30 protein-coding genes are annotated in these 26431 nt (G+C 33.1%); all 30 read left to right on the top strand.

The features are described 5' to 3' along the window. The first annotated feature begins 96 nt into the window (after positions 1-96). Positions 97-663, top strand: coding sequence for a helix-turn-helix domain-containing protein (locus AAC069_RS12140; RefSeq protein ID WP_339920819.1), 567 nt, complete (start codon positions 97-99; stop codon positions 661-663). A 14-nt stretch (positions 664-677) separates the two neighbouring features. Next, positions 678-4031 carry a PAS domain S-box protein gene (locus AAC069_RS12135; RefSeq protein WP_339920735.1) on the top strand — a complete coding sequence of 1118 codons (3354 nt, stop codon included), beginning with the start codon at positions 678-680 and terminating at the stop codon, positions 4029-4031. After that, positions 4031-4465, top strand: a complete 435-nt coding sequence (locus AAC069_RS12130) for a response regulator (protein WP_339920734.1) — start codon at positions 4031-4033, stop codon at positions 4463-4465. The genes AAC069_RS12135 and AAC069_RS12130 overlap by 1 nt, the downstream gene beginning before the upstream one ends. A gap of 215 nt (positions 4466-4680) precedes the next feature. Next, positions 4681-5499, top strand: a complete 819-nt coding sequence (locus AAC069_RS12125; protein WP_339920733.1) for an ice-binding protein — start codon at positions 4681-4683, stop codon at positions 5497-5499. A 182-nt stretch (positions 5500-5681) separates the two neighbouring features. Then, positions 5682-5849, top strand: coding sequence for a Thivi_2564 family membrane protein (locus AAC069_RS12120; protein ID WP_317040161.1), 168 nt, complete (start codon positions 5682-5684; stop codon positions 5847-5849). Between the two features lie 62 nt (positions 5850-5911). Beyond that, positions 5912-6106: a hypothetical protein gene (locus tag AAC069_RS12115; RefSeq protein ID WP_091086069.1), complete on the top strand. Its 195-nt coding sequence runs from the start codon at positions 5912-5914 to the stop codon at positions 6104-6106. Between the two features lie 261 nt (positions 6107-6367). Then, positions 6368-6580 (top strand): hypothetical protein, encoded by a 213-nt coding sequence (locus AAC069_RS12110; protein WP_339920732.1) that lies wholly within the window; start codon positions 6368-6370, stop codon positions 6578-6580. A gap of 119 nt (positions 6581-6699) precedes the next feature. Continuing rightward, entirely contained in the window at positions 6700-7173 is a 474-nt protein-coding gene (locus tag AAC069_RS12105; protein WP_339920731.1) for a DNA starvation/stationary phase protection protein, read from the top strand. A gap of 118 nt (positions 7174-7291) precedes the next feature. Beyond that, positions 7292-7735 carry a hypothetical protein gene (locus tag AAC069_RS12100; protein ID WP_339920730.1) on the top strand — a complete coding sequence of 148 codons (444 nt, stop codon included), beginning with the start codon at positions 7292-7294 and terminating at the stop codon, positions 7733-7735. A 292-nt stretch (positions 7736-8027) separates the two neighbouring features. Next, positions 8028-8930, top strand: coding sequence for a YihY/virulence factor BrkB family protein (locus tag AAC069_RS12095; RefSeq protein WP_339920729.1), 903 nt, complete (start codon positions 8028-8030; stop codon positions 8928-8930). A 258-nt stretch (positions 8931-9188) separates the two neighbouring features. Next, positions 9189-9572: a hypothetical protein gene (locus tag AAC069_RS12090; protein ID WP_339920728.1), complete on the top strand. Its 384-nt coding sequence runs from the start codon at positions 9189-9191 to the stop codon at positions 9570-9572. Positions 9573-9785: 213 nt separating this feature from the next. Further along, positions 9786-10235 carry a PA2169 family four-helix-bundle protein gene (locus tag AAC069_RS12085; RefSeq protein ID WP_339920727.1) on the top strand — a complete coding sequence of 150 codons (450 nt, stop codon included), beginning with the start codon at positions 9786-9788 and terminating at the stop codon, positions 10233-10235. Positions 10236-10328: 93 nt separating this feature from the next. After that, complete coding sequence (locus AAC069_RS12080) at positions 10329-11087, top strand: ABC transporter permease (RefSeq protein ID WP_339920726.1); 759 nt, start codon at positions 10329-10331, stop codon at positions 11085-11087. A gap of 1 nt (position 11088) precedes the next feature. After that, complete coding sequence (locus tag AAC069_RS12075; RefSeq protein WP_339920725.1) at positions 11089-11868, top strand: ATP-binding cassette domain-containing protein; 780 nt, start codon at positions 11089-11091, stop codon at positions 11866-11868. Positions 11869-11891: 23 nt separating this feature from the next. Continuing rightward, positions 11892-12629 carry an MlaD family protein gene (locus AAC069_RS12070; protein WP_339920724.1) on the top strand — a complete coding sequence of 246 codons (738 nt, stop codon included), beginning with the start codon at positions 11892-11894 and terminating at the stop codon, positions 12627-12629. 218 nt (positions 12630-12847) lie between these two features. After that, positions 12848-13627: a DUF4382 domain-containing protein gene (locus AAC069_RS12065; protein ID WP_339920723.1), complete on the top strand. Its 780-nt coding sequence runs from the start codon at positions 12848-12850 to the stop codon at positions 13625-13627. Positions 13628-13853: 226 nt separating this feature from the next. Then, positions 13854-14039 (top strand): hypothetical protein, encoded by a 186-nt coding sequence (locus AAC069_RS12060; RefSeq protein WP_091086104.1) that lies wholly within the window; start codon positions 13854-13856, stop codon positions 14037-14039. 209 nt (positions 14040-14248) lie between these two features. Next, positions 14249-14881, top strand: a complete 633-nt coding sequence (locus AAC069_RS12055; protein WP_339920722.1) for a porin family protein — start codon at positions 14249-14251, stop codon at positions 14879-14881. Between the two features lie 71 nt (positions 14882-14952). Then, positions 14953-15105, top strand: a complete 153-nt coding sequence (locus tag AAC069_RS12050; RefSeq protein ID WP_139174262.1) for a lmo0937 family membrane protein — start codon at positions 14953-14955, stop codon at positions 15103-15105. A gap of 35 nt (positions 15106-15140) precedes the next feature. After that, positions 15141-15419 carry a YtxH domain-containing protein gene (locus AAC069_RS12045; protein ID WP_339920721.1) on the top strand — a complete coding sequence of 93 codons (279 nt, stop codon included), beginning with the start codon at positions 15141-15143 and terminating at the stop codon, positions 15417-15419. 40 nt (positions 15420-15459) lie between these two features. Further along, complete coding sequence (locus tag AAC069_RS12040) at positions 15460-15807, top strand: hypothetical protein (RefSeq protein WP_339920720.1); 348 nt, start codon at positions 15460-15462, stop codon at positions 15805-15807. Position 15808: 1 nt separating this feature from the next. After that, positions 15809-16138, top strand: a complete 330-nt coding sequence (locus AAC069_RS12035; RefSeq protein WP_339920719.1) for a hypothetical protein — start codon at positions 15809-15811, stop codon at positions 16136-16138. Between the two features lie 178 nt (positions 16139-16316). Further along, positions 16317-16754: a histidine kinase dimerization/phospho-acceptor domain-containing protein gene (locus tag AAC069_RS12030; protein ID WP_339920718.1), complete on the top strand. Its 438-nt coding sequence runs from the start codon at positions 16317-16319 to the stop codon at positions 16752-16754. Positions 16755-17128: 374 nt separating this feature from the next. Beyond that, a complete protein-coding gene (locus tag AAC069_RS12025) occupies positions 17129-18910 on the top strand; it encodes an Ig-like domain-containing protein (protein ID WP_339920717.1) in 1782 nt (593 codons plus the stop codon). A gap of 71 nt (positions 18911-18981) precedes the next feature. Next, a complete protein-coding gene (locus AAC069_RS12020; protein WP_339920716.1) occupies positions 18982-21012 on the top strand; it encodes an OmpA family protein in 2031 nt (676 codons plus the stop codon). A gap of 196 nt (positions 21013-21208) precedes the next feature. Next, complete coding sequence (locus tag AAC069_RS12015) at positions 21209-22297, top strand: alkene reductase (RefSeq protein ID WP_339920715.1); 1089 nt, start codon at positions 21209-21211, stop codon at positions 22295-22297. Between the two features lie 54 nt (positions 22298-22351). Next, positions 22352-23410 carry a class I fructose-bisphosphate aldolase gene (locus tag AAC069_RS12010; protein ID WP_339920714.1) on the top strand — a complete coding sequence of 353 codons (1059 nt, stop codon included), beginning with the start codon at positions 22352-22354 and terminating at the stop codon, positions 23408-23410. A gap of 135 nt (positions 23411-23545) precedes the next feature. Further along, positions 23546-24019, top strand: coding sequence for a nuclear transport factor 2 family protein (locus AAC069_RS12005; protein ID WP_339920713.1), 474 nt, complete (start codon positions 23546-23548; stop codon positions 24017-24019). Beyond that, positions 24016-24471, top strand: a complete 456-nt coding sequence (locus tag AAC069_RS12000; protein ID WP_339920712.1) for a DUF1572 family protein — start codon at positions 24016-24018, stop codon at positions 24469-24471. The genes AAC069_RS12005 and AAC069_RS12000 overlap by 4 nt, the downstream gene beginning before the upstream one ends. A 190-nt stretch (positions 24472-24661) precedes the next feature. Further along, complete coding sequence (locus tag AAC069_RS11995; RefSeq protein WP_339920711.1) at positions 24662-26404, top strand: APC family permease; 1743 nt, start codon at positions 24662-24664, stop codon at positions 26402-26404. The last annotated feature ends 27 nt before the right edge of the window (positions 26405-26431 follow it).

The raw sequence follows: 26431 nt of genomic DNA, 5'->3' as shown, positions 1-26431 counted from the left end.
ACTAATTTATAAATTATATAACTCTTTTTGAATAAAAAAGTGCAAATTTTACACAATCAGTTAAAAACAAACAATTTGAAGTTATATATCAAATACATGGTCAGCAATCGCTGTAAACTAGCAGTTAAAGAGGAATTAAAAAAACTTGGCTTGCATTTTATTGTTGTTGATTTAGGAGAAGTAGATGTCATGGAAACCATTTCTTTGGCACAAAGAGAACTACTTAAAGCAGGACTGCTTAGTGCAGGTTTTGAGTTAATGGACGATAAAAAATCTATGCTCATAGAAAAAATTAAGAATGTAATTATTCAAATGGTTCACCATTCGGATGAAGTTATCAAAGTTAATTTTTCTATTTATTTAAGTGATAAACTGAATCACGATTACACTTATTTATCCAACCTATTCTCTGAAGTACAAGGGACTACAATTGAGCACTTTATCATTTCTCATAAAACAGAACGAGTTAAGGAATTGATAATATACGGAGAACACAATATCACTGAAATTGCATGGAAAATGGGTTATAGCAGTGTAGCACATTTATCCAGTCAGTTTAAGAAAGTAACGGGACTCTCCCCTTCTCACTTTAAAAATTTGAAAGATAAAAGAAGATCTCCTCTTGAAGAGGTTGGTATAAAAAATCCAAACAATCTAAATTAAGTTTTAATACCACCATGAAATTAATTTCAGAAAAAAGATTTCAACTCTATTATATCCTGGTAGCAATCATATTGACTACTGTTTTGGGTGTTTTCTATTACAATAACCTAAACGTAAAGTCTAGCAGCAACTCTGCTGAACATGCTCAGGAAGTATTACGTAAAAACGATAATGTTCTTTTAGATATTCTTGATATCGAGACTGGAGTAAGAGGGTATATCATCTCTGAAAATGACGTATATCTAGACACGTATAATAATGCTGTAAAAGCAATGAACAAAAACCTGTCGACCTTGTCAGAGCTAACCCGCGAAAACAAGCACCAAAACATTCAGGTCGATTCTTTAAAAATAATGACTGGCAAAAAATTGGTTTTATTGCAAAAAATCATTGATGACAGACCATATGATTTATTGGATGAAAATGAAAAGATCGCCATACTAAAGGATGGTAAAATTATTACCGATGAAATTAAAAGTATCATTTCTAAAATCAATGTTGATGAATACAGTGCACTTAAACTAAGAAAAACCGAAAATGAAAATAGTATTCAATATTCGGAAATACTGTTCTTCTTACTTTTAATTTTAATATTTGTTATTTTTACGCTTGTCTTTATTATTGTTAAAAGCTTAAAAGTAAGAAATGACGAATTAGAACTCTTTACTGCTTCACAAAAATTACTTTCTAATTATTCTCTTAGTCTTATAGAGGCCAGTTTAGACCCACTAATCACCATTAATATAGATGGTAAGATTACTGACATGAATGAGGCCACCGTTAAAATAACCGGTGTTAAACGCGAAGAATTAATAGGATCTGATTTCTTTAATTATTTCACGCACCCTGATATGGCACGTGAGGTATATGAAGAAGTATTTGCAAAAGGTTTTGTAATCGACTCTCCGCTTACTATTTGTGACAAAGCTGGGAAATTAACTGATGTATTATTTAACGGATCTGTTTATAAAAATGATGTCGGTAAGGTATTAGGAATTGTAATAGTTGCACGCGATGTAACAAAGCAAAAGCAAGCAGCTTTGTATACCCGTAGTCTACTTGAGGCAAGTTTAGATCCTCTAGTTACTATTAATGCCGAAGGGCAGATTACTGACGTAAATCATGCATTAATAGCTGTAACCGGTATTCAACGAGAAAATTTAATAGGAACAGACTTTTCTATTTATTTTACAGAACCAGAAAGAGCAAGACAAGCTTATATTCAAGTATTTGAACAAAGTTTTGTTTCAGATTATGCCTTGACGATAAAACATTTAAATGGAAAATTAACAGATGTATTATACAACGCTTCTGTCTACAAAGATGATAAAGGAGTAGTTCTTGGTGTATTTGCAGCCGCAAGAGATGTGACCGCACAAAAATTACTTTCTAATTATTCGCTGAGTCTTATTGAAGCAAGTCGAGATCCATTGGTTACGATAAGTATCCAAGGAAAGATTACTGATATGAATGAAGCGACGATCAAGATCACGGGAATGGAGCGAGAGCTTCTTACTGGTTCTGATTTCTTTGATTATTTTACCGAACCTCAGATGGCCAGAGAAGTATATCAAGAAGTTTTCGCAAAAGGATCAGTTGCTGACTCTCCGCTTACCCTTCGCCATAAAAGCGGTAAACTAACAGATGTCCTCTTCAACGGATCAGTTTATAAAGATGATCAAGGAAATGTACTAGGTGTTGTTGTTGTAGCAAGAGATATTACAGATCAAAAAATAATTGAGACGGAACTGATAGAAGCTAAAGTATTTGCTGAACTCGCAACAGGAATTGCCGAAGAAGAAAAACGAAATGCTGAAAATGCTGCTTTAATTGCCGAAAATGCAGTAAAAGCAAAACAGCAGTTTTTATCTAATATGAGTCACGAAATTCGTACTCCTATGAATGCTATTATTGGTTTCACAAAGGTGGTACTGAAAACAGATTTGACTGTCAAACAAAAAGAGTATCTCGATGCTATTAAAATGAGTGGTGATGCGCTTATTGTACTTATAAATGACATCTTGGATTTAGCAAAAGTAGATGCTGGGAAAATGTCTTTTGAAAAAACACCGTTCAAAATGAGATCATCTATTAAATCGATGCTTCATTTATTCGAAACAAAAATTCAAGAGAAAAATTTAAAGCTCGTTAAAGAATACGATTCAAATATACCTACAGTATTAGTTGGGGATCCTATTCGTTTGCATCAAATTATTTTAAATTTGGTTAGTAATGCTGTCAAATTTACATCCGAAGGAAAAATCACTGTTAGTGTACGTTTAGTTGATGAAGATTCAGAAAATGTTACTATCGAATTTTCTGTAGCCGATACCGGAATTGGGATTCCAGAGGAAAAATTAGATTCCATATTTGACAACTTCCAACAAGCTTCAAGCGGAACCTCAAGAATTTATGGTGGGACTGGATTAGGTCTAGCCATTGTTAAGCAATTAGTGGAACCTCAAGGCGGTAGTATCAATGTAATCAGTAAAATTGACGAAGGAACTACTTTCAGTTTTAGATTGACTTTCCAGAAAACAACTGCCGATGCAGAGCTAGAAACGGAAATACTTGAATTAGACAAAGACGCAAAAAACATTAAAGTTTTAGTTGTTGAAGATATTCCTTTGAATCAATTATTGATGAAAACCTTATTGGATGATTTTGGATTCGAACGTGATATTGCCGAAAACGGAAAAATAGCGATTGAAAAACTGCAAAACAACTCTTATGATTTGATATTGATGGATCTTCAAATGCCAGAAATGAATGGATTTGAAGCTACTGAATATATTAGAACAACAATGAATTCTGAAATTCCTATTATTGCATTAACAGCTGATGTTACCACTGTAGATTTAGCTAAATGCAAGGCTGTAGGAATGAATGATTATATCGCAAAACCCGTTGATGAACGATTATTGTACAGCAAAATCGTAGGTATTGTGAGAAAACCATCTTCCAAAAAAGCAAAAGAGATTAAACAAAATAGTGCCCCCAAAAACGAAAAATGTATTGATTTAGCATATTTAGAGTCTCGTACTAAATCTAATCCTACATTAATGATGGAAATGATTGGCGCTTACTTACAACAAACGCGTCCATTAGTTACTGCCCTACAAGAAAGCTTGTTAAACAAAGATTGGGAATTACTTCGAGCCTCAGCACATAAAATGGTACCTTCCTTTTCGATAATGGGCATCAGCTCAGAATATGAAGACATGGCTAAAAAAATACAGAATTACACAGGTGATTTAGAGGATAAAAAGGAAGAGATAGATGATTTAGTCTTGCAACTTTCAAGAGTATGTAATCAAGCTTGTGAAGAATTAGAAATAGAATTTAATAATATAAAAAACAAAAACTGATGAAAAACGAAGGAAAAATAAAACTATTTTTAGTAGATGACGATGCCGTTTTTCTAAAGTCATTAGAAATCGAATTTATTCATCACACTGATTTCATTGTGGAAACATATGCGACCGGTGAACTTTGTCTAGCAAATTTAGACAAAAAACCAGATGTAATCATCCTTGACTACCATTTGGACGGAATTGATAAAAACGCAATGAATGGGATTGAAACCTTAGACAAAATTAAAGAGTTTGATCCAGATATTCCAGTGGTAATGCTATCCTCTCAGGATAAAATTGATGTAGCCATTAGTTGTATGCACCATAAAGCTTTTGATTATGTGGTAAAGAGCGAAACGTCTTTCTTGCGACTTCAAAAAAACATTACTGCCTATTTCCATTTTGAAAGAATCGAAAAGGAACTTAATTGGTATATGGCCAGAATGTAATGATCTGATTGATCCTACCGCTTAAAAAACACATTATAAAAGAGCAAAGCCTGTCATTTGACAGGCTTTGCTCTTTTATACGTTAAACTAAAAAATCTCCATTTCTTGAAACATGTTAATTGCATAATGTTTAAGCAAATTAACATAACTTCTTTGATAATAATATCATCACATTTGGATAGTGATAATTAATTCACAATTTAAACCCCAAATTTATGAAATTAGTAAAAGTAATGCCAATCGTAGCGATGCTATTAGTTGCAGTAATGTCAAGTTGTAGTACAGACATGGATTCCGCAGAGCTAGTGGTCGCAAATTCAACATATGAAGCCAATACTGCGACAGCTGCTAAACAATCCACTGACGCTCAGTCAAAAACCTCTCAACTACAAGGAGTAAATCTTGGTGTTGCTGAGCACTTTGCTATTCTTTCTAAAACAGGAATTACCGATGTTTACAAATCTGACGTTACGGGAGATGTTGGAGCAAGCCCTATAACAGGCGCTGCCATTCTTTTAAAATGCAATGAAGTAACCGGTACTATATATACAGTTGATGCAGCAGGACCTTTGCCGTGTAGAGTAACTAATGCTTCCCGATTGACAACGGCCGTGGGTGACATGCAAACGGCCTACACGGATGCTGCAGGCAGATCCAATCCTGATTTTTTAAATTTAGGAGCGGGAAGTATCGGTGGAAAAACACTTACACCAGGACTTTATACTTGGACAAGTGATCTTTTGATTCCAACGGACATAACAATTTCGGGTAGCCCGACTGATGTATGGATATTTCAAGTTGCCGGAAATCTTGATATGAATGCTACAGTGAGAATTACCTTAGCCGGAGGTGCTCAAGCCAAAAATATCTTTTGGCAAACCGCTGGTGCAGTTACATTAGGAACAACAAGCCATTTTGAAGGAAATATATTAAGTCAAACCGGAATTAATTTAAAAACTGGAGCTTCTATAAACGGAAGAATGTTGGCGCAAACTGCAGTTACGTTACAAATGAACACGGTTACTCGACCATAATAAAAAATTTAAGACTACTTAACAAAGCACCGAATGCCCAATGGCAAACGGTGCTTTTTTTATGTAAATCAAGTAGGACTTGAGGAAATCTGTGAATGATGAAACTTTTCTTTCAAATTATATAAAACATACTGCCTATAAGAGTTTTATCTTTGATAATAATATAATTACAAATTATCATCATGTCATTAATTAGCATATTGTTAGTTTTAATTGTTATCGGAACTGTTCTTTGGCTCATCAATACTTATGTTCCTATGGATACCACAGTGAAAAATATATTCAATTCACTTATTGTTATTGTGACTATCATATGGATACTTAATGCGTTTGGACTTTTCAGTTCTTAAATCAATTGATACTATCGTCAAAAAAACAGACTATCAAATTTATAAATCTAAAAAATAAAATTATGAATCTTAAAAGAATCTTTGGGGCATTACTTACAGCCCTTGGTATCGGAGCGTTAATTTATGCTGCAGTATTATTTATGAACACTTCAGGCGGTAATCAAGATATTAAAGCGTTGATAATCTACGGAATACTAGGACTAATATTCTTTTCTTCAGGAATAAGCTTAGTTAGAACAACAAAAGACGAATCTTAAATAATATTAAAATTTGACAGAGCCTTATTGTTCTTACTTAAGCAATCAATTAGGATCTTATTTATCATAATGAGTACTATGTCAATGAGAATTAATTAAAATTGGAAAGAAATACAATTTGACATTTAATTTTTGTACGCTATCTTTATATAGGTTTTAAAATCAGGTTTTTAAAAAAAAAATCTATTTTATCAAATATTTAGTAATTAGCATTTCACAAAACAGCAACTGTCAAATTTAAACATCAAAAACTTAGAATCGATGAATGCAAAAAACATAGGAATACTAATAATAATTATTGGAGCCATTATGGTGTTTTATACTGGATTTAATTATGTGACGACTGAGAAAGTAGTAGACATAGGACCAATAGAAATAAACAAACAACAAAGTCATCCTGTACAATGGTCTCCAATTCTTGGTGTAGTACTAATCATGGGAGGTGTTGTACTCGTTGTAAAAGACAAGAAGTAATTAATTTTAAAGGGTATAATCAGTTGAAAAAACTTGTTTATTTCTCTAAATTAAGAACCATTTCTATTCAAAAACGGTAATAAATTTAGTTTACTGTTTAAAAATAAAATATTAGCATTATGAAACCACAAATTGGTATTACAGAAAATCATTTAGCAAATAGTGTAGCATTACTTTCTTCCGTTTTAGCGGATGGAATGACCTTATATATCAAAACACGAAAATTCCATTGGAATGTTTGTGGACAAAGTTTCATGGAAATACATAAGTTGTTTGAAAACCAATACAAACAATTAGAAGAAAGTATCGATGAAATTGCAGAACGCATCAACAAACTAGGAGGAAAGACAATTGGAACTATGGCTGAGTTCACGGAGCTTACCAATCTTAAGGAATCCCCAAACAAATACCCATCTCAAAAAGAAATGTTGACTGAGTTATTAAATGATCATGAAACGGTCATTGTATCACTGCGCAAGGGAATCCACATATCTGAAAAGGAAAATAAAGATATTGGTACTGCTGATTTTCTAACAGGAATGTTACAAGAACACGAAACAATAGCTTGGATATTACGAAGATATTTAAGCTAAATAATATACACTTCAATCCTTATGATTATTGAAGCCTTGCAATGGGAATGAGTTTTTTTTAGGATTGAACTTACTATACCTCTTATATAATTTTATTAAACAGCAAATATTATCAAAAATGAAAAAAACTACTTTTAATGTAATTACAAAAAACTTGATTTTGGGTTTGTTTGTAATCATGCTAACAGCATCCTTTTCTTCTTGCTCGAAAAAGGTCGCTTTCCAGACTTCAACTATTGTTCCTGCCGCCCGTGGTGATGTCAAAGTAACAAAAGATGCGAACAAGAACTACCTAATCCAAATTAAACTGGAGAACCTAGCAGAAGTTAAGAGACTTGATTCATCAAAAGAAGCCTATGTCGTTTGGATGGAAACAGATGATTCGATGGTTAAAAATATTGGACAGATAAAAAGCGATTCAAAATTTTTATCTTCTAAATTGAAAGCTACATTCGAAACAGTTACTCCATTGAAGCCTACAAAAATTTTCATAACTGCGGAGCAAGATTCGGAAGTGCAGTATCCTAATAATCAAACAATTCTTACTACAGGAAACATGTAGTGTTTTGAAAAAACACTACACATTAGAAACAATATAAAAATAGTTGTCGCTTTTTTATTTAAGTTTAGAAAAGGGCACAATTTCAATAATTATTTTTTGGTTTGGTTTGGTTTGGTTTGGTTAAAGGGTTGCAGTAAAATGCAACCCTTTTTTATGTATAGCGTTTTTTCCTTTCGAATAAAAAGAAAACATAGCATGCTAAAATGTGAATATTACAATTTATTAAAAAAGTTATATAACAGTTTAAACACCTTAATTACCGACCTTTATCACTTATACTATTTTATTCAAAATGCAATTCAAAACAAAAGATACTACTAAACTATTATCAGCAACTTTTACCTCTTGGAACGATAAAGATCCATTTAGACAAAGTGCCGTTATTGCCTACTATGCTATATTTAGCATACCAGGGCTTTTAGTGTTAGTAATTTCCATAGCTGGTTATTTCTTTGGTAACGACGTTGTAAATCGAAATATCTTAGAACAAATTTCGAGTACGATGGGCTCAGAAACATCGGTCCAGATCAGTCAAATTCTAATTAAATCTACTGAATCAAAATCTACCATCTGGGGATCTATAATTGGGGTTGTTATCTTACTCGTGGGAGCAACAGGTGTATTTGTGGAATTGCAGAAATCGCTAAACTTCATTTGGCATGTGGAAGTAATTCCTAAGAAAGGAATCTTCACTGTCCTGAAAGCGAGACTATTTTCATTTGGATTAATATTAGCCATCGCTTTTTTGCTTCTAGTTTCTCTTGTTGTTAGTACGGCACTGTCCAGTATGGCCGATTGGATTAAAGTATATTCCAACGATTCTACGATTGCCTTTTTCAACGTATTAAACTTTATATTTTCTTTTGCGGTGATATCGGTGCTTTTTGCGTTAATGTTTAAAATTTTACCAGATGCTAAAATAAAGTGGAAGCACGTTTGGCTAGGATCTATCGTGACGGGAATTCTATTTACGGTTGGTAAAACGATATTAGCTTTTTATTTCAGTACGGCAAATCCCGCATCAGTTTACGGAGTTGCCGGTTCTGTAATTTTAATTTTATTATGGGTTTCTTATTCATCGATGATTCTGTTTTTTGGTGCTGAATTTACTGCGGCTTACGCCAAATTTTATAATGGTGTCATTCCTCCCACCGCAATTGCAAAAAAGGAATCATCCAACAAGAAAGATATATAATTGTATTTTTCTGACATGCTACTTCAAATTATCTCTTTTTAATAGTGAATTAGCAGCCAATTACCATTAATTAACTAAAACCCAACCAAATTTAACTCCATCACAATTTTATCCTTTACCTAATACCATATGTAAATTATATAAGCTTATATAAAAGTTGTGTAACATGATTTAAGATTAAAATGCTGAATTTTAACTTATTACGAACAATGAAATTATAATATTATTTTTTATATTTTCATTAAACAAATAAACATCATGAAAAGAGTAAAAAAATTAGGAGTATGGATGGATCATTCTATTGCATATTTAATGGAATTCACAAATAACCCTTTTGAGATTAAAACAATTGAATCTGAATTAACTGAAGATAACAACCAACTAATTCTTTCAAAAAAATCCGAAGCATTAATTAATATGGACCAACATACTTTATATGCATATTATAACAAAATAGGTGAAGCAATTAAAAACTACAAACAAATCGTACTTTTTGGCCCAACTGATGCAAAAATCGAACTATTTGATGTTTTAAGCGAAGACCACCGTTTTGTAAAAATAAAAGTTGAAATAAAAGAAACGGACAAAATGAGCGTAAATCAGCAGCATGACTTTATCAATAAATATTTTGCCGAAAATTAGCATCTCAATAAATATACTAAGTATATTTTAAAATCAATATGTAGAATTAGGACTCCAAAATTGATTAAAAAAAAGGACTACTTATTTCGTTCTCAAAACAAAACTGTGAAAAATACAAATTTATTCACAAATTATGCAACACGAATTATTTAGATAATAGAGACATTTGCTCCAATGTAAGTGCAATATAGCATTAATTTAAAAATTAAAATAATGGATAAAGAAAAATCAATTTCCGTATTAAATTCATTTATTATAATTAATAATGCCCGAATCAAAAGATATAAAAAGGCTTCAAAAGATACCAAAAAATCGTATTTAAAAAAAGTATTTAGCAATTTTCAAATAACAAGTCAGCGATGTAAAACTGAACTTAAAAAAGAAATTATAAAGTTAGGTGGAATTCCAGTTGAAGACAGAAGTAATAAAGGATCTCTTAATAATTTTTGGTTTAACCTTAAAAACATATTTATTTATAAGGATTTAAACGACGTCATATATTCCTGTGAAAGAAATGAAACTATTGTAATGCAATCCTACTATGAAGCGATTTATAACAATTTTGGATCTCTTTCCATGAAGCAACAAGTAATGCTTAATAATCAATATTTACTTATAAATGTTGATCATGATAAAATGAAGTCTTTCAAAAGTGCTTTTTAAAGCAACACAAAATTTATTCTCAAGATAAAACAATCAAATATTATACAAAATTACTGAACGTACTAATTATTAATCTTTATAAAATATGAAGCTTTGACCGTTTATCTAAAAAATGTATTCAATGATGTGGGTAATGTAACATTATTTACAACAAAGTTTTTTAAAGAGGTTTTCTCTCCCCCATATGAATTCAAAGAATTCTTGAAACAATGTTATATTATAGGGTACAAATCGATTCCCTTAGTAGCTATAACAGGTTTTATAATGGGATTAGTACTAACTCTTCAATCTCGCCCTACCCTAGCTAAATTTGGTGCCGAATCTTGGTTACCGGGCATGGTGGCACTTTCATTGATTAGAGAAATTGCGCCCGTTATCACCGCGTTGATTTGTGCTGGTAAAATTTCATCCGGAATAGGTGCTGAGCTGGGCTCCATGAAAGTAACGGAACAAATAGATGCGATGGAAGTAGCCGCAATTAATCCGTTCAAATACCTAGTGGTGACTAGAATTCTAGCTACAACACTTATGGTTCCACTACTAGTAATATTTGCTGATGGAATTGGTATGCTCGGTGGGTATATTGGTATAAACATGCATGGAGACGTAAGCCTTTTTCGTTATATCTCTAAAGTCTTTGATTCCCTTGCATTCATAGATATAATCCCGGCGACCATAAAAACATTCTTTTTCGGTTTTTTTATTGGAATGATTGGTTGTTACAAAGGATTCAATGCTGAAAATGGAACGGCAAGTGTGGGCCAAGCTGCAAATTCAGCCGTTGTAACAGCATCGCTTACTATTTTCATCATCGACATGTTAGCCGTTCAATTAACTGATTTACTTTTTTAAAATGGAACAAGAAGCAACAACTATACTTCCTCAAGTTACTATTGAAGAAAAAGTACCTGTTATAGAAATTAAAGGACTTGTGAAGACCTTTGGCGAAAACAATCATGTTCTAAAAGGTGTTAGCCTTTCTCTAAATAAAGGAGAAGATCTGGTAATATTAGGAAGATCTGGTTCTGGGAAGTCAATAACAATAAAATGTATCGTGGGACTAGTTCTACCCGATGAAGGCGAGATCAAAGTGTTTGGCCAAAATGTATTAAACTTGGCCACTCATCAACTTAATAAAGTTCGAATTAGAATTGGATTCTTATTTCAAAATTCCGCTTTATATGATTCGATGACCGTTAAACAAAATCTGGCATTCACCTTAAAACGTCATGCTTCTGATTTAACATCTCAAGAAATAGAAACGCAGATTAACGCAGTCTTAGAAAGCGTAGGTTTGGCTGAAGCCATAAATAAAATGCCCTCAGAATTATCAGGAGGAATGCGCAAAAGAATTGCTCTTGCCCGTACCCTTATTTTAAAACCTGAGATTATACTTTACGATGAACCTACTACCGGTCTCGATACGATTACATCAAGAGAAATAAGCGAGTTAATTTTGGATCTTAAGAAAAAGAACAACACTTCTTCCATTATTATCACACATGATATGGCTTGTGCAAAACTTACGGCAGACCGCATTATGATTCTCAAGGATGGAGTAATCCATGCGGAAGGCAGTTATCAAGAATTAGAAGAGAGTGAAGATCAATGGGTCCGCTCCTTTTTTATATAATTATTTAATTTAAGAAGTTAGTTATGAACAGCAAATCAGGGAACACTTGGAAATTAGGAATGTTTGTTATAATAGGATTAGTAGCGTTTACCTCCACCATATATTTTGTTGGAAAACAGAAAAACATGTTTGGCTCTACCTTTCGATTAAATTCAAATTTCAAGAATGTTAGCGGATTGGAAATTGGAAACAATGTACTTTTTTCCGGTATAAATGTGGGTACGGTAAGTGAAATACAATTAGTAACAGATACTTCAGTAGTAGTTCGATTATTAATTAAAAAAGAGGTGCAGCAGTTCATTAAGAGCGATGCTGTTGCCAGTATTGGATCAGATGGCTTAATGGGAGATAAAGTTCTTACCATATCTCCAGGTACTAATTCGAAGACTATAGTAAAAGATAATGCAACCATAAAATCAATCCAAGCTATTGAAATGGACGAAATTATGAGAAGTATTAAAGTGAGTATGGACAATGCAAGTATCATCACTAATGAACTTGCGGAATTCACTTATAAAATGAATAATGGAAACGGTGCTTTATCAAAACTAATCACTGATGAAAAATTTGCAAACAGTCTAACAAAAACACTAACTAACCTTCAAACAGGGTCTAAAGGACTAAGTGAAAATATGGAAGCGGCAAAACATAATTTTTTATTGAAAGGCTATTTTAATAAAAAGAAAAAAGCGGAAGAGAAGAGACTTGAAGAGCTAGCAAAAGCAAAGGAATTAAAAGAAAAAAATGAAGTGGTAAAATAACATTAAAATATTCTTTACTAACTGTATTTCATTCCTTAACAATCTTACAACTCAAAGCTACAAGCCATAAGAAAACCCTTGCCATTATTCTTTATTTGTACATTTAACACGTAAATAATGAAACTAAATACTAAAATCGTATAACACACCGTTGAGGTAATAGCTTCACCTTTACATAATTAATAAATGTTTAAAGTTAATCCCTAAAGAATAAAAAAATGAAAAAATTAAATGTAATTCTATCTCTTATCATGTTTGGGTTCCTATTGAACTCATGTAATAATGATAATGCACAAGCAAGCTATCCGTATTCAGTAAGTATGACTGATGCGCCAGGGCCTTATCAACAAGTGAATGTAGATGTTATCGGTGTCGAAATTAAAGGTGAAGGATCAGAAACTGTAACATTGAATGTGATTCCTGGTATCTATGACCTACTTAAATTATCGAATGGAGTGGAAAAACTTATTGCGACGGATACCTTAGAAATATCGAAAATATCGCAAATAAGACTTATTTTAGGAACAAGAAACACTGTGGTTCTAGACGATATGACTTATCCATTGAGCACTCCAAGTGCAGAGCAGTCTGGATTGAAACTTCAGGTGCATCAAACATTGCAAGAAGGTATAATGTATCATGTACTTCTTGATTTTGATGCTAACAAGTCAATCGTTAAGTTAGGTAATGGAGGCTATAAATTGAAACCTGTTATTAGAACAGTTGAATCTGCAATAAGTGGAGCCATCAAAGGTACTATTACGCCTGTTGGAACATTAGCCGTTGCAACTGCAACTAACGTTGTTACTTTGGAAACATATTCTACGAATGTAAATGTTGAAGGGAAATTTCTGGTAATGGGTCTTCCTGCAGGAAAATACTCTTTAACCATTACGCCAGATATCACTATCGTACCTGCCTTAAAAGAAGTTAAAGTTGACAATATTGATGTAGAAATAGGACAAGCAAAAATCATTGCAGCAATAAGTTTGTTGTAGACAACACAAAAAAAATATTTCAAACACCTCCATTTTTCACTAAAATGGAGGTGTTTTTTTTTGTGCCCTTTTTTAATGATTCCATTCTATAAAAATCCTCTTTACCACTTTCTTTTTTCAAAAATAAGTGAATCATATAACTTCTTATAAAAGTTATATAACACAATTAAACTCATAAGTGCTCACCTTTGCATTATACTGAATATAGAATATAAATTACATTGAAATGCAAAAGAAAGATCTCAAAGAGACATGGGAAGAACAAAAGGAACATCTAAAGCAAAAATTTGCTGCTTTGACTGATACTAATGTATTATTTCTCGAAGGTAAAGAAGAAGAAATGATCGCAAAGCTTCAACTTAAATTTGGTAAAACAAGACAAGAATTATACAAAATTATTAATGGTCTTTAAAACGGGCTCAAAACTAATAAAGTAGAGTTAACAATTTCAAATGGTACATGTTGACAAAACAGGTTTATAATTATAAATCACTATACAGCAATTACCTAACCGTAAATAATGTAACATTTATCAAAAGTTATATAAGAACTTCCTTTATTATGTTTCCGATATTTGTAACACAATAAGTTCAATAGAAATTCAAATTAAAAACAAACAAAATGAAAAAAACAAAACAACTTACGTTAGCTACTTTTTTACTAACATGCTTTGCATTTAATGCATCAAATGCGCAAGACATAAAATCAAGTACTCCAGCATTTGGATTTAAAGGTGGTCTTAACTTTTCCAACCTTTACACTGATAACGTAGATGATAATAATATATTAACAGGTTTTAATGCAGGTTTATATGCTAAGTTCCCGATTTCAAATTCTGTTTCCATACAGCCTGAAATCTCTTATACAACTAAAGGTGCTGAACTTACCTATAATAATGCTTTTGCAACTGGAACAGCAACATTCAAAACAAACTATATTGAAGTTCCTGTACTACTAGTTTTTAATCTTACAGATGCATTTAACGTACATGTAGGTCCGTATGCAGCTTATATGGTAAGCGGTAAAACAACAAACGATTCAAACCTGTTTACCTCTGAAACTCAATTAGACACTAATGATTTCAAAAGGTTTGACGCTGGTCTTTCTGGAGGTCTAGGTATTGATTTAGAAGTAGTAAATTTTGGAGTAAGATACAATTACGGTTTAACAAAAGTATTCAAAGAAGGAAGCTTTGGGGATTCAGATGCTAAAAACAGTGTATTTAATGTATATGTTGGTCTTAGACTAAACTAAAAACAAAATTGGGCTTCTACTATAGAGCCTCAAGTATTAAAAATAATAACTAATCCATAAAAATAGAAATCATGAGCAATCTACTTTACACATTAGCAGTAATTTTAATCATTTTTTGGGCAATCGGATTCTTCGCATTTAGCGCGGGCGGAATCATACATGTTTTACTAGTTATTGCAGTAATTGCAGTATTATTAAGACTTATCCAAGGAAGAAGGTTATAGAATAAGTATATTTTAAAATAATAAAAAAAACAAACATGAAAACAGATAAAGTAATATTAGGAGTTTTAGGTGGTCTTGCAGCAGGTGCAATAATGGGAATATTATTTGCTCCTGAAAAAGGAAAAAAAACAAGAAAGAAAATTAAAAACGTAAGCAACGATTACAAAGACGAACTAAAAGATAAGTTTGATTCTGCATTAGAAACACTTTCAAAAAAATATGATGTTCTTAAAGAAGAAGGACAAGGTTATTTTGCGGAAGGAAAATCTAAGTTTGAGAAAACTAAAAAAGATATTGAAAATCTGAATATCTAATACTAAAGTTTTTAAACTTTAATTGCTTAAAAATAAAATTATGAGTAGCAAAGCAACAACAATAGAAATTCTTTTCGAAAAAGTAGAAGACTACACGCGTACAACTGTAGAATTGGCAAAACTAAAAGTTATTGACACTTCAGCAGATGTTGCATCTTCATTGATCTCTCGATTAACAGTTGCTATTGTTTTTGCTATGTTTATTCTTCTTCTAAACTTTGGTCTTTCGTTTTGGATTGGTGAACTCCTAGGGAATTTTTATTTCGGCTTCTTCATAATGGCCTTTCTCTACTTAATCCTATCGATTGTATTATATTCTTATAAAGATCAATGGATTAAAATGCCTGTCAGTAATTTTATTATTACCAAAATGCTAAAAAATAAATAGCATGAAAAAAAGTAACGCTACAGAAAATTTGAGCCAAATGATCTTACTATTAGAACAAAAAAAGGCTGCCGAATTCGCATCATTACATGAACACTATATTGTCATAAGTGAAAGCGTAAAGCCTTTAAATCTTCTTAAGGGTGCTTTAAACAAAATGACAAGCTCTCCAGATTTAAGACACAATATACTTAATACTGCAATAGGTTTATCTACTGGATATATCTCAAAGAAGTTATTGTTAGGATCAACTCACAATCCAATAAAAAGAGTACTAGGTACCGTATTCCAGTTTGTAGTAACAAATTTAGTTGCTAAACGTATTGATCTTTAGAAATCAATACTTCTTAAATAAAAAATTAACATTATATTTTAAATAAGTCAATTTACTTATCATGATTAGAATAATACTGCTGATTTATATTCTTTCTAGAAAGTGACCCGAAATAATAGCATCCGGTAATCCTTTAAGTTTAATCATCATTTTTTTCAACAATTTCAATTAGGGAGCCATGGACAGCAAAATATTAAACGAAGAGTTAATTATCATTAAGAAAGAACTCGCATTTCAAAATCAAGAAAAGGAAAAAAGAGCCGCTGAGTTATTTATTGCCAACACCGAACTTCTTTTCCAAAATGAAGAAAAGGAAAAAAGAGCACAAGAGTTACTAATAGCTAACATAGAACTCAAAAGAGCCCAAGAATATCAAAAGGAATACATTGAAGGAATAGAGATGATGATATATATGACCTCTCATCAAATAAGACAACCGATTGTTAACATTCTAGGCTTATCCCAATTAGTTGACTTTTCAACAGATACTAAGGTAGATCTTAAACAAACTTTAGATCATATAAAAACATCTGCCCAATCCCTTGATGAATTAACTAAAGAACTCAATAGCTATATTTTAGACCTGAGACAAAAAGCAAAAAATAGGCTCATCTAAACTATTATATTACCTAGGCTGCTAAACTTCTAAAATAGAACATTAGCTTCCCCTTTCATTATTCCAATCATAAGCAACGGACAGTCCTTGTCCTAAACCCTGTTTTTTAAGATATCCTTTTCTTAAAAAAAACTCAACCCTTTTTTATTGATAGTAATACGGCTTTTTTTTAATTTGAGTTCAATAAAATATGCCAAATAACGCGCCATTAACAGTTTTTATTTTGCAACTTATTGATTTAAAACGAATTGTTTTTGTTCTTAACATTTTAAATAAGTGAATTATACAAGGATACACTTTAATAGTATAACACTTCTACAAGCTATTAAACTAACCTTTACTTAAAAATTAATTAATCCCTAAAACTTAATAAAATGAAAACTAAAAATGTACTATTAACCTTTGCAATACTATTTATTGCTTTAATTTCAGGTTGTGCGAAAGACGATTTCGTAGAAATCGATGGACTTTGTCCCGAAGTGCTAAGTACTACTCCGTTAAATGCAGCTACTAATGTTCCTTTGGATCAATTGATTACAGCAACTTTTAATGAAGATATGAATACTGAAACTATAAATCAGTCTTCTTTTACTTTAAGCGGTACTTCACAGATAGCTGGTGTAATTACCTACTCAGGTAAAACAGCAACCTTTAAACCATCTGCTTTACTTTCTCCTAACACAACGTATACTGCTACAATAAAAAGAACAGTAAAAGACCTTACAGGTAACGCTTTACAAACAGAAAAAATTTGGACGTTTAGTACTGGTTTAACAGTTACTCCAATGGTTGCGTCAACTGACCCAGCAAATAACGAGAATAACGTAGTTTTAAATAAATTAGTAAGTGTGACTTTCAATATGCCAATGAAAGCTAGTACTATTACTGGAACCACCTATACTTTAAAACAAGGAAATACTGCCATTGCAGGAACTGTAACATATAGCGGAACAACAGCTGTATTTACTCCTACATTACCATTAGCTGCAAATACAGTCTATACAGCAACTGTTTCAGCAGCTGTAACAAATCTAGACAACACACCTTTGCCAAGTGACTATGAGTGGAAATTTACAACTGGAACTATAGTAGCCCCAACAGTAACTTCTACAGATCCTATCAGTAATGCGACAGGTGTTGCACTTAATAAAACGATTACTGCTAACTTTAGTATGGTAATGGATCCATTAACGATCAATGCTACTAATTTCACATTGAAACAAGGTACAACAGCTATCACGGGAGTTGTAACTTACTCAGGAACTACTGCTTCATTCAAACCAACAAACGCTTTAGTAGAAGGTAAAGTATATACAGCAACCATTACAACTGCTGCAAAAAATGCTGCCGGAGTACCTTTAGCAAATAACTATGTATGGAACTTCACTACATTGTCGGCAACAGTTGTCCCTGCGCCTTCAGGTTTATTCTTCGGAGTTTTTGGAGGAAATGCAGGAATTACAAATCAAGGACTAAATACCAGAGTTAACGGAGCAATAGGTACAACTGCTGCATCGTCTTTAGTAACTGGTTTCACCGATACTATGGCATCTCCTTTTGAAGTATATACTATTACTCCTCTTAATAATGGGTTAGTTAATGGTGGTATTTTTACCGATGCTCCTGCACCAGGAAATGCTACAAAAGCAGCCAAAGCTCTAGAAGGATTAAATGCAGCAAGAGATCTTTATAACAGTATTTCTCCAGCTAACAAACCAGGCGGTAGCGATCAAGGTTCAGGAGAACTTGGAGCATTAACTTTAGCGCCAGGTGTTTATAAATCAGCAAGTGGTACTTACAAAATTACAAATGGTGATTTAACATTAGATGCTCAAGGTAATGAAAATGCGACTTGGTATTTCCAATCAGCATCTTCATTAACAGTAGGTTCTCCAGCAGCATCTAGAAGTGTTAAATTAATAAATGGTGCAAAAGCAAACAATGTTTACTGGTACGTAGGTAGTCAAGCAGTTATCAACTACGCCGGTGGTGGTGTAATGGTTGGAAATGTTATTGCAAATAATGGTGTGACATTGTCAGCACCTGCAAACAGCACTACTCTACCTGGTGCAGAAACAGTATTAAACGGAAGAGCTATTTCATTAGTATCTTCAGTAACTATGGTTAATACCATTATTAACGTTCCTGCTAACTAAGTAATACCCCAAGTTTTACATATCCCGTCTCAGGGCGGGATATATTTAAATAAAACCTAATAATAAAAAAAATGAAATCAAAAACTTTTTATACAGAGAAACCATCTAATGCATGGTCTCCTACTCATCTTACCATCAAAAGCGTCGGAATAATAGCTTTAGCTTGGTTAAGTTTTCAAACAACTGCTCAAGCGCAGGAAACTATCGCAGTTAAATATGCAAAGCCTTCATGGTACTTTGGTGTAGCTGGTGGAGCTAATTTTAATTTTTACCGTGGTTCAACACAACAAATGAATGCAAGTTTTACGTCGCCAAAGACATTTCATGATGGATTTGGAGCGGGACTTTTCATTGCACCGCTTTTAGAATATCGCCCTGCCGATTCAAGATGGGGTGTTATGTTACAAGCTGGTTACGATAGCCGTAAAGGTGATTTTGATCAAGTAACTACTGTATGCGACTGTCCAGCTGATTTATCAACTGACTTAAGTTATATTACAGTGGAACCAAGTTTACGTTTTGCTCCTTTTAAATCTAATTTTTATTTATATGGTGGTCCACGTTTAGCTTTCAACTTGGATAAATCATTTACATACCAATTAGGGATCAACCCAGCGTATCCAGATCAAGAAGCTACTCCTGCAGTAACAGGTGATTTTGATAAAATCGAAAAAACAATTGTTTCTATGCAAATTGGAGCAGGTTATGATATTCCTCTTTCAACAGATGCAAACAAAACACAATTTGTATTGTCTCCTTTTGTTTCTTTCCAACCTTATTTTGGTCAAAACCCACGTTCAACAGAAACATGGAACAATACGACTGTAAGAGCAGGTGTTGCACTTAAATTTGGACAAGGAAAAAACATTCAAGAAGCTACTGATATTAAAGCTGATAAAGAAGTTTCGTTTTCTGTAGATTCTCCTAGTAATGTTCCTGGAGATCTTAGACTTACTGAGATATTTCCACTTAGAAACTATGTGTATTTTAACAATGGATCAAGTGAAATACCTAGCCGTTATGTTTTATTGAATAAAGATCAGGTAAAAGATTTCAAAGAAGACCAATTGGAAGTTTTTGCTCCAAAAAATTTATCAGATCGTTCAAAAAGACAAATGACTGTTTATTATAATATTTTAAACATTCTTGGTGACCGCATGCAGAAAAATCCAAATGCAACTATTTCTTTGGTAGGTTCATCAGAACAAGGACCAGCAGATGGTTTAGCAATGTCAGAATCAATTAAAACATATTTAGTTGATGTATTTGCAATCAATCCTACAAGAATAAGTACTAAAGGTCAATCTAAACCAAATATTCCATCAGAACAACCAGGTGGAACACTTGAATTAGGACTTCTTCGTGAAGGAGACCGCAGAGTATCTATCGAAAGTAATTCTCCATCTTTATTAATGGAATTTCAAAGTGGTGCTGGTGCTCAATTGAAACCAGTAAAAATTGTTCCATCTCAAGAAGCTCCTGCTTCAAGTTATGTAACTTTCAATAATAAAGGTGCTGGTGAAGCTTTATCTACGTGGTCATTACAAATTACTGACGAACAAGGTAAAACACAAGCTTTCGGACCTTATACTGAAGACGAAGTTCGTATTCCTGGAAAAGCAATTTTAGGAAGTCGTCCAGAAGGGGATTTCAAAGTAAAAATGATAGGTCAAACTAAAAGTGGCGCTGTTGTAGAGAATGAAGCTCCTGTACACGTCGTACTTTGGACACCAGCTAAAACAGAAGAAGGACTTAGATACAGCATTATTTATGAATTTAATAAATCAAAAGCTATTTCAATCTATGAAAAATATTTAACTGATGTAATTACGCCAAAAATTCCAGTTGGAGCAACAGTACTAGTTCATGGTCATACTGACGTTATTGGTGGAGAAGATCACAATAGAGATTTATCATTAGCTCGTGCAAACGATGTGAAAAATATAATTGAAAGTGCACTATCTAAAGCTAACAGAAAAGATGTGAAATTTGAATTAAATGGGTTTGGAGAGGATGAAAGCAAATCTCCTTTTGAAAACAAAACTCCAGAAGAACGTTCTTATAACAGAACTGTTATTATTGATATTGTACCAGTAAAATAATAGGTCAATGTAACAACAAACGTATTTTTTAAATTTAAAAAAGAGGATAGAAACTTAACAGTCTATCCTCTTTTTTTGTTTAATTTTTATAATCCCTGCAATTCTACTACTGTCAAAATCAATTCCATATTCATTTTAACCCCTTAATCCAATAAATATAATTATCTTTATAACAACAACTTAACCGTAAAAAAAGATGAGAAACCAACAATTATTCATTCCCGAAAAAATTGGCTCTATAGAATTAAAAAATCGGATTGTCATGGCACCTATGACCCGATGCAGAGCTATAAAAAATGTTCCCAATGAGTTGATGATTGAATACTATAGGCAACGATCTAGCGCTGGTTTAATCATTACCGAAGGTACATCGCCCTCTCTAAATGGACTTGGATATGCAAGAATCCCGGGGATATTTAAACAACGACAAGTGACTGGCTGGAAAGAAATAACCAAAGCAGTACATAAAAACGGAGGTAAAATCGTTGTTCAGTTAATGCACTCTGGGAGAATAAGTCATCCATTGAATATGCCTGAAGGAAGTGAAATATTTGCCCCTTCAGCTGTTAAAGCTGACGGACAGATGTGGACCGATTTAAAAGAATTACAAGATTTTGTCGTGCCAAAAGAAATGAGCTTACAAGATATTATGCACGCAAAGACTGAATATGTGTGCGCTGCAGAAAATGCCCTGTTTGCAGGATTCGATGGAGTTGAATTACATGGGGCCAACGGATACTTACTGGAAGAATTCCTATCACCAATAAGTAATATCAGGACCGATGAATATGGTGGGAGCATTGAAAACCGATGCCGATTTGTAATCGAAGTAGTAACTGCCGTTGCTGAAGCCATTGGAAAAGACAAAACAGGAATTCGTTTATCTCCCTATGGTGTAGCCAGTGATATGCCACATTATCCAGAAATAGACGATACCTATGATTATCTATCAAAAGAACTGAATAAAATTGGTATCGCTTATATCCATCTTGTAGATCATTCTGCCATGGGAGCGCCTCCCGTACCAATGGAAATAAAAAAAACAATTAGGAAAAACTTTAGAAATGCGCTAATTCTTTGTGGTGGCTATAATCAAGAAACTGCAGAAGTTGCTATTGCAAGTGGACTCGCTGATCTGGTAGCCTTTGGAAGACCATTTATAAATAACCCAGATCTTGTGGAACGATTTAAAAATAACTGGCCACTTTCACAAAATCTTAATGCCGATTTATTCTATACCGCTGATGAAAAAGGATATACTGATTATCCACTCTATAGACCATAATTCAATATATATTTTCGAATTGAAGAATGTTATTTCATAAAACACAATTTAAAAATGGAAAATATAGACCAATTACTTGAGTTATTAGGAGAGGAAGAAGAGTTTTTGCTAAACCATGTTTGCAAAAGAATTACTAAAGACCAAATTCATTTGCCCCATTCAGATTTCACAGATACTTTTTTGCAAAGCAATCGAAACGGACAAACTATTAGAAGCTTAACACAGATTTACAATCATGGCAGACTATCCGCTACAGGATATCTATCAATTTTACCAGTAGACCAAGGGATTGAGCATACTGCCGGAAGTTCGTTTGCTCCAAACACAATGTACTTCGATCCTGAAAACATTGTAAAACTAGCAATTGAGGCAGGTTGCAATGCTATAGCTTCTACGATGGGTGGCTTAGCACTACTTTCCAGAAAATATGCCCATAAGATTCCCTTTATTGTAAAAATCAATCACAACGAATTACTAACTTATCCTAAAAAATACGACCAAATAATGTTTGGGAGCGTAAAAGACGCTTGGAATATGGGTGCTGTAGCAGTAGGCGCAACAGTATATTTCGGTTCAGCCGAATCGAATCGACAAATAATAGAAGTTTCAAAAGCATTTGAAGAGGCCCATAATTTAGGAATGGCTACAATTCTATGGTGTTACGCTAGAAATAATGCATTTGTAAAAGACAATGTTGATTATAACTCAGCAGCCGACATAACAGCTCAAGCAAATTATTTAGGAGTATCCCTGCAAGCGGATATAATTAAACAAAAAATGCCCATAAATAACGGCGGATTTACAGCAATTGAGTTTGCAAAAACGGACCCACAAATGTACACAAAGTTAACTAGTGACCATCCAATAGACTTATGCAGGTATCAAGTTCTGAATTGTTACGCTGGACGAATTGCGATGATCAACTCTGGCGGAGAATCAAAAGGGGCAAGCGATTTTAAAGCGGCGGTAAAATCTGCTGTAATAAACAAACGGGCTGGTGGATCTGGGATAATTATGGGAAGAAAAGCTTTTCAACGCCCTTTTACTGATGGAGTAAAAATTATAAATGCAGTCCAAGACATATATCTTGCAAAAGCGATCTCTATCGCTTAGTACGTATACGAAAGTATACGACGATCCTAAAATTTAACTTTTTAGAAAATAAACAATCTATTTCCTATATATTTTAAAAATAAAGTACTTTGAATTAAAAAATTCATTATTTTTATTCTTCTTTTTTTATAAATTATGACTGAAAACGAAAAAACCATAACTAAATTTTACGATGCTTTTGCTGATGGCGATGCTTCAAAAATGTGCGCTTGTTACCATCCTAATATTGAATTTAGAGATCCAATCTTCGGTTCTTTGAAAGGAAATGATGTATGTAGCATGTGGAAGATGCTAATGACAAAGAGTAATGGAAATGTGAAAATTAAGTTTTCAGAAGTAAAAGCCAATGACTATCAAGGGTCTGCTGTTTGGGAAGCCACATATAATTTTAGCAAAAATAATCGAGAGGTGATAAACCGTATTAGAGCGGAGTTCTTTTTTAAAGATGGTCTAATTATTAGACATACTGATGATTTTGATATATGGAAATGGTCAAAGCAGGCATTAGGAATTCCGGGGCATCTATTGGGCTGGACTGGTTACATGCAAAAGAAAATAAATGAAAACGCACTACACTCTCTCAAAAAGTATCAAAAAACTACTGCATGATACTTCAAACTTTAAAGACAATTTTCAAGCGAGATTTAAATCGACTAAAACAAGAAATTGAACTATATCAAAACGAAAGTCAAATCTGGACAATTCAAAAAGGAATAACTAATTCTGCCGGAAACCTCTGTTTGCATGTAGTAGGAAATCTAAACACCTACATCGGCGCGACTTTTGGAAACACCAATTATACTAGGAATCGAGAATTGGAATTTTCATTAAAAGATATTCCAAAAATGGAACTGATCCGTAAAATTGAGGAGACTAGTATTGTAGTAGACCGTTCGCTCGATAAACTAACTGAAAAGGAATTACTAATGGAATTTCCTCTTTTGGTTTTTGAAACAACAACATCAACCGAATTCATGTTGATTCATCTCACTACTCACCTCACCTATCATCTTGGTCAAATAAATTACCACAGACGACTATTGGAAGAATCAAGTCAATAATTAATTACTACTTTTCTATTTCTTCCGATGTAGCAAAATAAAAAAACATAACTAATTAAAAATCAATTAATTTATGTTCTATCAGTTATTCAAGTAATATTATAGAGGAAGGAATTAGTAATCTTATTTGGCATTTTATCACAAATGCCTATATTGCGGAGCAAAATGAAATAAATTCAAATACTATACAATGAAAAAGGTATTACATCCAAAATTAAATGAGTTACAGGCGACGGCTATTTGCGGAAATGACATTAGCTCTTCATGTCTTTATGTTTCAGCCCTTACCATTATGTATGCTGGACAGTATGCGTGGATTTCATTATTATTTGTAGCTGTTGTTCTATTTTTATTCAGAAAAATATACGGTGAAGTCGTTGGAGCTTTACCTTTAAATGGAGGTGCATACAACGTACTTTTAAATACGTCTTCAAAAAGACTTGCTTCTGTAGCAGCGACATTAACCGTATTGTCTTATATGGCCACTGCTGTAATTTCTGCCTCAGAAGGTATGCATTACCTACATAATATAGCACCCGGAATTAACATTACAATAGCCACGGTTATAATATTATTGATTTTTACAGGACTAGCCATTATAGGAATAGGAGAATCTGCAATTGTCGCAGTAGTGATTTTCATCACCCACTTAACGACTCTAAGCTTGTTAGTTATAGCTTCAGTTTGGTTCATTTTTATGAACGGATTGGAAGTTTTCAACCTGAACTGGAGCCTTCCAATTACTTCCGGCACCATTGTCAACGCTTTGTTTTTAGGTTTTTCTGCAGCGATGTTAGGAATTTCTGGTTTTGAAAGTTCAGCGAATTTTGTTGAAGAACAAGAACAAGGCGTTTTTCCAAAAACGCTTCGTAATATGTGGGCAATTGTTAGTTTTTTCAACCCTGTAATAGCTTTATTGCTTATTTGCATCATTCCTTTGGCACAAGTAGGTGAACACCAAGAGTCACTTTTAGCACATTTAGGAGCTACTACTGGAGGTTCATGGTTGGCATATTTAATTTCCATTGATGCAGTTCTAGTATTATGTGGTGCTGTTTTGACCTCATTTGTAGGGGTTTCGGGATTGTTGAACCGTATGACATTAGATAGGATTTTACCAAATTACTTTTTAAAACAAAATAATAGAGGATCAAATTACCGAATTATCATTAGCTTCTTAATCCTTTGTATCTCGGTATTATTAGTAACAAAAGGGGATATCATTGCACTTGCTGGAGTATATACTTTTTCCTTTTTGGCAGTAATGGGATTGTTTGGAATCGGAAATCTACTATTGAAATTCAAAAGAAAAAAATTACCAAGACCAGAAAAAGCTCGTGGTATTTCAGTTGTAATTGCAGTTGCATTAATCATTGCCGCCTTTATTGGAAATATACAATTGAATATCGATTCATTTTATACCTTTTTACAATATTTAGTTCCAGCGTTTGGTTTTGTCGCCATTATGCTTAACCGCTCACTATTAATCAAGCTTTTAATAGATGCTTTAGAATATTTTTACAAACCTTTACGTAAAATGGTCATCTTTACTAACCGCTATTTGTTAAAAATGAACCTAAAAATTGAGTCACAAGAATTTGTATTTTTTACTAAAGGGGACGATGTAGCAATCATTAATAAAGTAATGCAATATGTTCAAAACAATGAAACGACAAAGAAATTAAAAATCGTAAACATCAACAAAGATCACGACAATAATGAATTGTTAATCTCTGATTTGAAAGTATTAGATAGAGCATATCCGGAAATCGATATCGAATTCATTGAGTTAGAGGGCGTTTTTGGTCCAGAAATAATTGACACTTTGTCTAATAAATGGAACATTCCAAAAAACTTTATGTTTATTGGCTCCCCTGGAGATCGCTTCTCATATAGAGTTGCTGAATTAGGCGGTGTTCGATTAATTATGTAACTTTAGTCTGCTCTAGTATGAATTCCT

The organism is uncultured Flavobacterium sp., assembly GCF_963974175.1.
Taxonomy (GTDB): Bacteria; Bacteroidota; Bacteroidia; order Flavobacteriales; family Flavobacteriaceae; genus Flavobacterium.
This window is presented reverse-complemented; position numbering and strand designations above follow the sequence as displayed.

Coding starts and splice junctions, on each gene's coding strand:
- AAC069_RS12005 (WP_339920713.1), top strand. CDS start 23,546: ATGACTGAAAACGAAAAAACCATAACTAAATTTTACGATGCTTTTGCT.
- AAC069_RS12075 (WP_339920725.1), top strand. CDS start 11,089: ATGGAACAAGAAGCAACAACTATACTTCCTCAAGTTACTATTGAAGAA.
- AAC069_RS12050 (WP_139174262.1), top strand. CDS start 14,953: ATGAGCAATCTACTTTACACATTAGCAGTAATTTTAATCATTTTTTGG.
- AAC069_RS12045 (WP_339920721.1), top strand. CDS start 15,141: ATGAAAACAGATAAAGTAATATTAGGAGTTTTAGGTGGTCTTGCAGCA.
- AAC069_RS12035 (WP_339920719.1), top strand. CDS start 15,809: ATGAAAAAAAGTAACGCTACAGAAAATTTGAGCCAAATGATCTTACTA.
- AAC069_RS12055 (WP_339920722.1), top strand. CDS start 14,249: ATGAAAAAAACAAAACAACTTACGTTAGCTACTTTTTTACTAACATGC.
- AAC069_RS12095 (WP_339920729.1), top strand. CDS start 8,028: ATGCAATTCAAAACAAAAGATACTACTAAACTATTATCAGCAACTTTT.
- AAC069_RS12135 (WP_339920735.1), top strand. CDS start 678: ATGAAATTAATTTCAGAAAAAAGATTTCAACTCTATTATATCCTGGTA.
- AAC069_RS12120 (WP_317040161.1), top strand. CDS start 5,682: ATGTCATTAATTAGCATATTGTTAGTTTTAATTGTTATCGGAACTGTT.
- AAC069_RS12110 (WP_339920732.1), top strand. CDS start 6,368: ATGAATGCAAAAAACATAGGAATACTAATAATAATTATTGGAGCCATT.
- AAC069_RS12130 (WP_339920734.1), top strand. CDS start 4,031: ATGAAAAACGAAGGAAAAATAAAACTATTTTTAGTAGATGACGATGCC.
- AAC069_RS12090 (WP_339920728.1), top strand. CDS start 9,189: ATGAAAAGAGTAAAAAAATTAGGAGTATGGATGGATCATTCTATTGCA.
- AAC069_RS12010 (WP_339920714.1), top strand. CDS start 22,352: ATGGAAAATATAGACCAATTACTTGAGTTATTAGGAGAGGAAGAAGAG.
- AAC069_RS12085 (WP_339920727.1), top strand. CDS start 9,786: ATGGATAAAGAAAAATCAATTTCCGTATTAAATTCATTTATTATAATT.
- AAC069_RS12060 (WP_091086104.1), top strand. CDS start 13,854: ATGCAAAAGAAAGATCTCAAAGAGACATGGGAAGAACAAAAGGAACAT.
- AAC069_RS12025 (WP_339920717.1), top strand. CDS start 17,129: ATGAAAACTAAAAATGTACTATTAACCTTTGCAATACTATTTATTGCT.
- AAC069_RS11995 (WP_339920711.1), top strand. CDS start 24,662: ATGAAAAAGGTATTACATCCAAAATTAAATGAGTTACAGGCGACGGCT.
- AAC069_RS12000 (WP_339920712.1), top strand. CDS start 24,016: ATGATACTTCAAACTTTAAAGACAATTTTCAAGCGAGATTTAAATCGA.
- AAC069_RS12140 (WP_339920819.1), top strand. CDS start 97: ATGGTCAGCAATCGCTGTAAACTAGCAGTTAAAGAGGAATTAAAAAAA.
- AAC069_RS12015 (WP_339920715.1), top strand. CDS start 21,209: ATGAGAAACCAACAATTATTCATTCCCGAAAAAATTGGCTCTATAGAA.
- AAC069_RS12020 (WP_339920716.1), top strand. CDS start 18,982: ATGAAATCAAAAACTTTTTATACAGAGAAACCATCTAATGCATGGTCT.
- AAC069_RS12105 (WP_339920731.1), top strand. CDS start 6,700: ATGAAACCACAAATTGGTATTACAGAAAATCATTTAGCAAATAGTGTA.
- AAC069_RS12100 (WP_339920730.1), top strand. CDS start 7,292: ATGAAAAAAACTACTTTTAATGTAATTACAAAAAACTTGATTTTGGGT.
- AAC069_RS12125 (WP_339920733.1), top strand. CDS start 4,681: ATGAAATTAGTAAAAGTAATGCCAATCGTAGCGATGCTATTAGTTGCA.
- AAC069_RS12040 (WP_339920720.1), top strand. CDS start 15,460: ATGAGTAGCAAAGCAACAACAATAGAAATTCTTTTCGAAAAAGTAGAA.
- AAC069_RS12030 (WP_339920718.1), top strand. CDS start 16,317: ATGGACAGCAAAATATTAAACGAAGAGTTAATTATCATTAAGAAAGAA.
- AAC069_RS12065 (WP_339920723.1), top strand. CDS start 12,848: ATGAAAAAATTAAATGTAATTCTATCTCTTATCATGTTTGGGTTCCTA.
- AAC069_RS12070 (WP_339920724.1), top strand. CDS start 11,892: ATGAACAGCAAATCAGGGAACACTTGGAAATTAGGAATGTTTGTTATA.
- AAC069_RS12115 (WP_091086069.1), top strand. CDS start 5,912: ATGAATCTTAAAAGAATCTTTGGGGCATTACTTACAGCCCTTGGTATC.